General features: G+C 72.0%; 1 pseudogene. It reads right to left on the bottom strand.

From position 1 onward, the window contains the following. Positions 1-946, bottom strand: a pseudogene (locus AC5LSR_RS20460) (hypothetical protein); the annotation flags it as partial. Positions 947-1,023 lie beyond the last annotated feature (77 nt).

Genomic DNA, 1,023 nt, shown 5'->3' with positions numbered 1-1,023 from the left:
CGGCCCGGCTGGTGGTGGGGTCGCTTGTGGCTCGGTCGTTCGCTGCCTGGCTGGTGGCAAGGTTGTTGGTGGTGAGGTTGTTGGCGGCCCGGCTGCCCGTGGTCCGGCTGCCCGTGGCGGGGTTGGTGGCCGGGCCACCGGTGCCATCCGTCCGCATGGTGGCCGCGGCCGCCGCCACGTAACTGTCGTGGATCTCCACGCCAAGGCGGATCCAGCCGTCACCGAGGGGAAGGGACGCGGCCGGCCCGACGGCATCGATCGCCGTCTCGATCTCGCTGTCGACGGGAGCGACGATCTGCGCCCCGTTCGCCGGGTCGCCGGACGGTGCGCCCAGGTACACCTTGTAGCCGTTGTCGGTCGCCGGATTGTGACTTGCGGTGACCATGATGCCGGCGTCCGCGCCGAGTCGGCGGACGGCGAACGCCAGCACCGGCGTGGGCACCGGGACAGGCAGCAGGGCCGCCCGCACCCCCGCCCCGGCGAGCACCCGAACACTGTCGAGGGCGAACCGCTCGCTGCCATGCCGGGCATCCGCCCCCACGACAACCAGCGGAAGTGGACGATCATCGTCCGGTGGCGTCCCCGAGCCGGTCGGTGCGGTATCCGCGGGCGTTACTGATGGTGATCTGGTTGTCGTGGGCGAAGCGTCCGTGCCGGGCTGTCGGGCGAGCAGCCAGGTGGCCAGGCCCGCCGCCGCCCGTCGGACGACCGCGGTGTTCATCCCGGCCGGGCCGGCGCGAAGCGGCCCACGAAGCCCGGCCGTGCCGAAGCGCAGGGCACCGGAGAACCGTTCACGCAGGGCTTCGAGGTCACCAGTGGTAAGCGCGGCGTCGACCAGAGTGGCCAGTTCGGCCCGGTCGGCCGGCCAGGGATCGTCGGCGATCCACCGCCGGGCCCGGGCGAACAGGTCCGGGAGGCCCGCGTCATCCACAGCGTGCACGTTCATCCCCGATGGGCACGTTCATCCAACATGACCAGTTCACCAGCCTGCCCCAGGACCCGCACGCTCATCCCCACGGATGC

The organism is Protofrankia sp. CiP1_Cm_nod4 (assembly GCF_982290645.1).
This window is presented reverse-complemented; position numbering and strand designations above follow the sequence as displayed.